Raw genomic sequence first — 7097 nt, forward strand, 5'->3', positions numbered from 1 at the left:
GGCGGCGACCACCGCGAGCACCAGGTAGGCGTCCTGGAAGGCGGAGACCGGCGGGTGGGCGTCGGCGCCCGTGCCGACCGGGGCGACCGACGCCAGGACCGCGATCGCCACCGCGGGGGCGGCCGCGCCGGAGGCCTGCCGGACCACCGTGTTGAGCGTCGACGCGTGGGAGACGTCCGCCTGCGCGATGCCGGTGAACGACGCGACCGTGGTGGGCATGAACACCCCGCCCATCGCCGCACCCAGCAGGAACATCAGCCCGCGGAACGCCCACAGCGAGGAGTCCGCGTCCAGCCGGGAGAAGGCGACCAGCACCAGGGCGACGCCGACCAGACCGAAACCGGCGAGACGGCGCGGACCGATCCGGGCGTAGAGCGGGGAGACGACCTGCATGGTGAGCAGCACGCCGAGCGCCTCGGCGAAGGTGCTGGAACCGGACTCCCAGGCGCTCAGCCCCAGACCCTGCTGGAGGAAGAGCGGACCGAGGAACATCGCGCCCATGAAGGCGAGGAAGCCGAGGAAGGCCGTGATGTTGGTGTCGCGGAAGAGCCGGTCGGTGAACAGCCGTACCCGCAGGGCCGGTTCGGGCACCCGGAGCTCCACGGCCACGGCGGCGGCCAGCAGGACCGCACCGCCGACCAGGCCGGCCAGCACCGGCAGGCTGCCCCAGCCCGTCTCGGCTCCCTCGCTGACGCCGAACATCAGCCCCGCGGTGCCGAAGGCGGTGAGCACCAGACCGGGGACGTCCAGCCGGCCGGGGACGTGGTCGCGGTGCTGCTGGAGGAAGAGGAACCCGAAGACGAGCACGGCGATGCCGATCGGCACGTTGGCGTAGAAGACCCAGCGCCAGTTCATGTGGTCGACGAGCCAGCCCGCCCCCATCGGGGCCAGCGCGGGCGCCACCTGCTGCGGGATGATCATGTAACGGGAGACCTTGACCTGTTCGGACAGGCTGAAGGTCCGGTAGAGCAGGGCGCCGCTGACGGGCAGCAGGATGCCGGCGGCCAGGCCCTGGAGGGCCCGCCAGACGACGAGTTCGCCGAGCGATCCGGCGAAGCCGCAGAGTCCTGACGCGGCGGTGAAGACGGCGAACGAGAAGAGGACGGTGCGGCGTCCGCCGAAGCGGTCGCCGAGCCAGGCCGACAGGGGGACGGCGAGGCCGACGCAGACCGGGTACACCACCACGACGGCGTCGAGGCCGGAAGTGGCGAGACCGAAGTCGCGTCCGATGGAAGGCAGGGCCACGGTGGTGCCGGCTCCGTCCACGATGGACATGAACGCGGTGACCACACAGACGACGGGGACGACTATGCGCTGGTCGAGGCGCAGCGGGCGAACTGGCATGTGCTGAGCATACTCAGTATGTGTACGCTCAGCATATTCGTTTCGCGTACCGGAGCCGCTTCGGGCCATGACCGCGGCAGCCGGCCGCCGCGTGCGGTAGGAACGGACGTACAGAGCCGCAACAGCAGTCACGAGCACAGGAGCGCCAAGGTGAGGCAGGTACCGGGCAGCAGTGATCCCCTGGTCGACGAGTTGTTCGCGACCACCCACCGCCTGCGGCTCTTCGTCGACGGCAGACTGGCCGAAAAGGGCACCACGGTCGCCCAGCTCCGCGCCCTGCGGTTCCTCGCCCACGCCGCCGAGCCGATGCGGATGCGCGACCTCAGCGACATGCTCGGTGTCGCCGCCCGCACCGCCACCGGGCTGGTGGACGCCCTGGAGCGGGACGGCCTGGTGGTCCGGCTGCCGCACCCGACGGACCGCCGCGCCCACCTGCTCGCCCTCACCGACGCCGGCCGCACCTGTCACCAGGAGGCCGAGGACATGGACCGCGAGGCCCTCCGCACCGCCACCGGCGCCCTCGGCGAGGAGGACCGCGCCGTCCTCCGCGGCCTCCTCGCCCGTGTCCGGGACACCGTCGCGGCCGCGGAGCAGGAGGGGGCACGGGTCTCCTAGTCCGGCGACGCGGCACGGGCGTGCGGGCCGTTCACCGTCCTGGAGACGGCGCCGGCGTCGGGGACGCGTCGGTGAGTCGCCTCCAACGGCGCAGGACGTCGAGGTGGGAGCCGGACGCGGTGGCGCGGCCCACCTCGGCCGCCGCATGCCCGGTGCGGGGGAGGCCGTCACGGGTCAGCAGGTCCAGCGGCCATACGGGGACGCGCCCGGCCTCCTCGGGGTCGAAGGCGTGCCAGTCCCACGGCCCGTCGAACCGCCAGGCCCGCCCCGCGGCGTCGGCGACCTCGTCGCCGGGTTCGAGGAACGCGTAGGGCCGGTGGACCAGGTCGATCGCGTAGGGGATGCCGTCGTCCGGGTCGATGCCGTAGCCCTCGCCGTTGAGGTGGGTGTGGTCCGGATACTCGCGGTAGGAACGGCCCCGCGGCAGCAAGGAGACGCACGCCCGTTCGCGGGGGAGGTAGCCGGTCTCCCGGGGCGGATCGTAGACCTCCACCGCGGTGACGTGAACGACGGTGGGCGGGACACCGACCCGGCAGACGTCACCCGCCCGAAGGTGTTCCGGCGCCGGATCGGTACGGAACATCCCCCACTCCGCGGCGGTGCCGCTGCGGTCGGCGCTAAGGCCCACCACGCCGTTCCAGTGGATGGACGCGCATCCGTCGTCGGGCCGCCACCACGGCCATGCCACGTGCACCTCGTCGAACCTCAGGCCCCGTTCCACCCGGCACTCGGTGAAGGGCACGGCGATGGACAGGACATCGCCCGGGCGGAACCGGAGAGCAGTCGTCATGGACGCAGGGTAGGAGCGGCCTCGGGCCTCCCGGTCCCGGGGGACGTGACCCGGGGCGCGGCCGTCCCGTCGGACGGGCGGGCCGGGACGGGCCGTCATGTGACGCGTCCCCCTCCGGGCTTCCGGCGCGGAGGGGGACGCGGGGGTGCCGCTGGGCGGGCGGTCAGGAATCGACGGCCTCGAGGTCCGTCCCGCGGGTCTCACGGCTGGTCGCCACCGCGACGATGGTGACCAGCATCGTGACGACGAGGTACGCGATCACCGTGCCGACCCCGTAGGAGTTCACCAGCCACACCGCGATGAGCGGAGCCGGAGCCCCGGCGATGATGGACGAGCCCTGGAAGACGAGCGACGAGCCGGCGAAGCGGTACCTGGTCGGGAAGAGCTCGGTGATCCAGGCGGCCTCGGCGCCCGCGAGGACGCCGTGGAGGAAGGCGCCGACGCAGACGCCGGTCCACAGCAGCGGCAGGCTCTCGCGCTGCACCATCCAGAAGAACGCCGGCGCCCACGCCACCAGCAGCACGGCCGGCGTCAGCATCGCCTTCCTGCGGCCCACCACGTCCGACCAGTGGCCGCCGCCGATCATGCCGCAGAACTGCGCCGCGGAGCCGAACGCCACGGCCAGGACGACGTCCTCCCGCGCGTAGTCGAAGGAGGTGGTGGCGTACGCGATGACGAAGACCGTGTAGATGTAGAAGGCGATGTTCTCGCCGAGCCGCATGCCCAGGCCGTGCAGGACGGCGCGGGGCCGGGCGAGGGCCTGCAGGACGCTCGAGCGTCCGGAGCCGGCGGTGCCGGAGGCTTCGGTGCCGGAGGCGGCCTTGCGCTCCGCGGCCCGCTCCTGGGCCTGCCGGAAGACCGGGGACTCCTCGACGCCGCGGCGGATCCAGAAACCGATCGCCAGCAGCGGCAGGGCCGCCAGGAACAGCAGGCGCCAGCCCCAGGAGTCGAAGGCGCCGTCGGGGAGCAGCGCCCCGACGACCGAGGCGAGGACGGTGGCCAGGACGGTACCGAGCGGCGCGCCGGCCTGCGGCCAGGAGGCCCAGAAGCCGCGCCGCCGGGGCTCGCCGTACTCGCTGACCATGAGGACGGCGGCGCCGAACTCACCGCCCAGCGCGAAGCCCTGGACCATGCGGAGCAGCACCAGCAGCGCGGTCGCCCAGACCCCGATCTGCTCGTAGGTCGGCAGGAGTCCGATCGCCGCCGTCGAGACGCCCAGCAGCAGGAAGGTGACGACGAGCATGGGCTGACGGCCCAGGCGGTCGCCGAGGTGACCGAAGACGATGCCGCCCAGGGGCCGGGCGACGAAGCCGAGCCCCATGGTCGCGAAGGAGAGGAGCAGGCCGACGATGCCGTCGCCCGAGGGGAAGAACAGCGGCCCGAGGACCGTCGCGGCGAGGATGCCGTAGACGGCGAAGTCGTACCACTCGAGCACGGAGCCGGCCATGCTGCCGATGAGGACCCGCCGGAAGGCCGAGGCCTGCGGCGGTGCGGGGGGAGTGGCGGTTCGGTCCACCAGTGACGTCATTGTCGGTACCTTTCGGGCGGCCGGGTCCGCGCGGTGGCAGGGCGCGGCGGCGGGTGCGGTGGGTGCGGCGGGCGCGGTGGCGGTTCGGGTGGTTGGGAGCGGCGGGGCGGGGGCCGCCGGCCGACGCGGAGGCGGACGCGGAGGGCGGCCGGGGTTCTCAGAGGGCCAGGCGGAGGCGGTCGCCGGCGGCGCGGGAGCAGCAGGTCATCATCCGGTCGCAGGCGGCGCGTTCGGCCTTGGTGAGGACGCTGTCCCGGTGGTCGACCGCGCCGTCGAGGACCGGGACCTCGCAGGAGCCGCAGAGCCCCTCCTCGCAGTCGCTCTGCACGTCCACGCCCGCGGCCCGCAGGGCGGCGAGGACGGTCCGGTCCGGGGCGACGCGGACGGTGAGGCCGGAGTCGGCGAGTTCGACGTCGAAGGCGTGCTCCCGCTCCGGGTCCAGGCTCCGGTGCTCGGCCGTGAAGTGTTCGACGTGCAGGGTGTCCTCGGGCCAGTGGGCGGTGTGCTCCGCCAGGGCGTCGAGGAGCTGCCGGGGCCCGCAGGCGTAGATCTGGACGCCGTCCTCCGGTTCGGCGAGCAGCGCGGGGACGTCGAGCCGGGTGCCGTCGGAGCCGCAGTGCACGCTCAGGCGCGCGCCGTGGTCGCGGCGGGCCCGCTCGAGCAGCGGCATGGCCTCCGGGGAACGCCCGCAGTAGTGCAGGCGGTAGTCGGCGCCCGTCGCGCGCAGACGGTCGGCCATCGCGATGACGGGGGTGATGCCGATCCCCCCGGCGACCAGGACGTGACGCCGTGCCGTCGGGTCGAGCCGGAAGTGGTTGCGGGGGCCCCGCAGGGTCAGGGTGTCGCCGGGGGCGAGCCGCTCGTGGACGTGGCGGGAGCCTCCGCGGCCCTCGGGCTCGCGCAGCACGGCGATCCGGTAGCGCTGCCGGTCCTCCGGGTCGCCGCACAGGGAGTACTGGCGGGAGAGGCCGCCGAGGTCCAGGTCGACGTGCGCGCCGGGCGTCCAGGAGGGCAGCGGCTTCCCCGCGCCGTCGGCGAGCGTCACGACGACGACGTCGGCCGTCTCGCGCTCGATCGCCTCCACCGTCACGGTGCGGGTGATCCGGCGGGCCGCGGGCTCACCGATCCGCACCGGCCGGTGCCGGTCCAGGACCGACGGGTCGCTGCGCTCGGGGTTGGCCGCCGGGTCCCACCGGACCCACAGGTGCTCCGGGCCACGGAAGGAGGTGTTGGGCACGTAGGTGAACCGCTGCTCCGGGACGAGCTCCATGTGCGGCAGCCGCGTCGTCAACTCCTCCAGGAAGACCTGGAGTTCCATGCGGGCGAGGTTCTTGCCCATGCACTGGTGGCTGCCGTAGCCGAACGTGAGGTGGTCGCCCGCGTTCTCGCGCCGGATGTCGAAGGCGTCGGCGTCCTCGAAGTGCCGGTCGTCGCGGTTGGCGGAGGAGTTGACGATGAGCAGCTTGGCGCCCGCGGGAACCGCCATGCCGCCGATGGTGGCGTCCGCCGTGACCAGGCGGCGCCACGCGGCGACGGAGCCGGAGTGGCGCAGGCACTCCTCGACGGCGTTCGGGATCAGCGACGGGTCCGCGCAGATCTCCTCCCAGACCGAACGGTTCTCCAGGAGCAGCTTGACCGCGTTGGCCGCGGCGTTGGCCGTCGTCTCGTGGGCGGCGACGATGCCGGCCATCATGATCGAGTGGAGGTAGGAGTCGGTGATGACCTCCGGCTGCTCCCGCTGGGCGCGGATGCTGTACGGCATCCAGCCCGGTCCGTCGGGGTTCTCGCGCAGCTTCTCCAGGACGGTGCCGGCGAACTGCCAGAACCTGCCGACCGATTCGGCGACGGCGACCTGCTCCTCGGGTGAGGGCCTGCCCCAGGTGTTGACCGTGTGGGCGATGGAGTACTCGCGCAGGGTCGCCATGTCCTCCTCGGGGACCCCGAGGAAGTGCAGGGCGACGGTCAGCGGCACCTCCCACAGCATCTCCTCGACCAGGTCCGCCTTCCCGGAGTCGACGACGCGGTCGACGTACTCCCGGGCCAGCCGCCGCACCATCGGTTCGTGGTGGGCGAGTTCGGCGGGCGTGAACGGGTCCATCAGCAGCCGCCGGCGCGGCATGTGCTCGGGCTCGTCCTCGTTCACGAGGGTCCGCCGCATCGCGTAGCCGTAGCGGGCGAGCGTGGCGGTCGCCTCGTCGGAGACCGGGGTGATCTTCTCCAGGGCGATGGACGGCGAGAAGAGGACGTTGTCCCGGAAGACGGCCTTGACGTCGTCGTACCGCGTCACGACCCAGTACCCGAGGGCCGGGCTGTAGAAGACCGGCTCCTCCTGTCGCGACCAGCGCACGGCCTCCGGCGGATCCTGTTGGTAGGCGTCGCCGAACGGGTCGAACGCGGCGGCGCGGGCGGAGACGGGGCAGCCGCGGGGGTCGGTGGCCGTCCCGTCGGCCGCGGATTCCGCCTCGGCGGGCGCCACCAGGCCGGTCATCGGACACGATCCTGCGTTCATGGAATCGCCTCAACATTCACGACCTGGCCTTTTACCAATAATGAACAGGTCGTCTCGGTTATGGAACGCAGCGCACAGTATGAGGCGGCCCGGACGGCGTCAAGGGTTGTGCGGGAGGACGTGCGTGCGGGGGGTGTCCCGAGGGGTATCCCTCACGCGGGGGAAAACCGCAGGCCGGAGACCGGACGGGCGCAAGGGCGGCCGGGGTGCCGAGGTTCCGGCGTTCGACCGGCGGTGCGCCGGGTGGGGCCGGAGAACCGGGTCGCAGGGGTGAGGGGCGGGGTGCCGGGGCGGAGCCGGAGCCGCCCGTG

5 protein-coding genes are annotated in these 7097 nt (G+C 73.0%); 1 reads left to right on the forward strand and 4 read right to left on the reverse strand.

Annotated features, from left to right (window positions below):
* Positions 1-1344, reverse strand: a 1344-nt coding sequence (locus HW445_RS13945) for a DHA2 family efflux MFS transporter permease subunit (RefSeq protein ID WP_180221341.1), incomplete at its 3' end; no start/stop codon positions are given.
* A gap of 150 nt (positions 1345-1494) precedes the next feature.
* Between HW445_RS13945 and HW445_RS13950 the strand changes: the two genes are divergently transcribed.
* Positions 1495-1959: a MarR family winged helix-turn-helix transcriptional regulator gene (locus HW445_RS13950; protein WP_308799097.1), complete on the forward strand. Its 465-nt coding sequence runs from the start codon at positions 1495-1497 to the stop codon at positions 1957-1959.
* Between the two features lie 31 nt (positions 1960-1990).
* Here HW445_RS13950 and HW445_RS13955 read toward each other — a convergent pair whose 3' ends face one another.
* The 3 genes from HW445_RS13955 to HW445_RS13965 form a co-directional block, all read right to left on the reverse strand.
* Complete coding sequence (locus HW445_RS13955; RefSeq protein WP_180221343.1) at positions 1991-2749, reverse strand: hypothetical protein; 759 nt, start codon at positions 2747-2749, stop codon at positions 1991-1993.
* A gap of 163 nt (positions 2750-2912) precedes the next feature.
* Entirely contained in the window at positions 2913-4277 is a 1365-nt protein-coding gene (locus tag HW445_RS13960; protein WP_180221344.1) for an MFS transporter, read from the reverse strand.
* A 157-nt stretch (positions 4278-4434) separates the two neighbouring features.
* Complete coding sequence (locus HW445_RS13965) at positions 4435-6765, reverse strand: cytochrome P450/oxidoreductase (RefSeq protein ID WP_180221345.1); 2331 nt, start codon at positions 6763-6765, stop codon at positions 4435-4437.
* Positions 6766-7097 lie beyond the last annotated feature (332 nt).

The organism is Streptomyces sp. UH6 (assembly GCF_013421635.1).
In the GTDB taxonomy this organism is placed as follows: domain Bacteria; phylum Actinomycetota; class Actinomycetes; order Streptomycetales; family Streptomycetaceae; genus Streptomyces; species Streptomyces abyssomicinicus.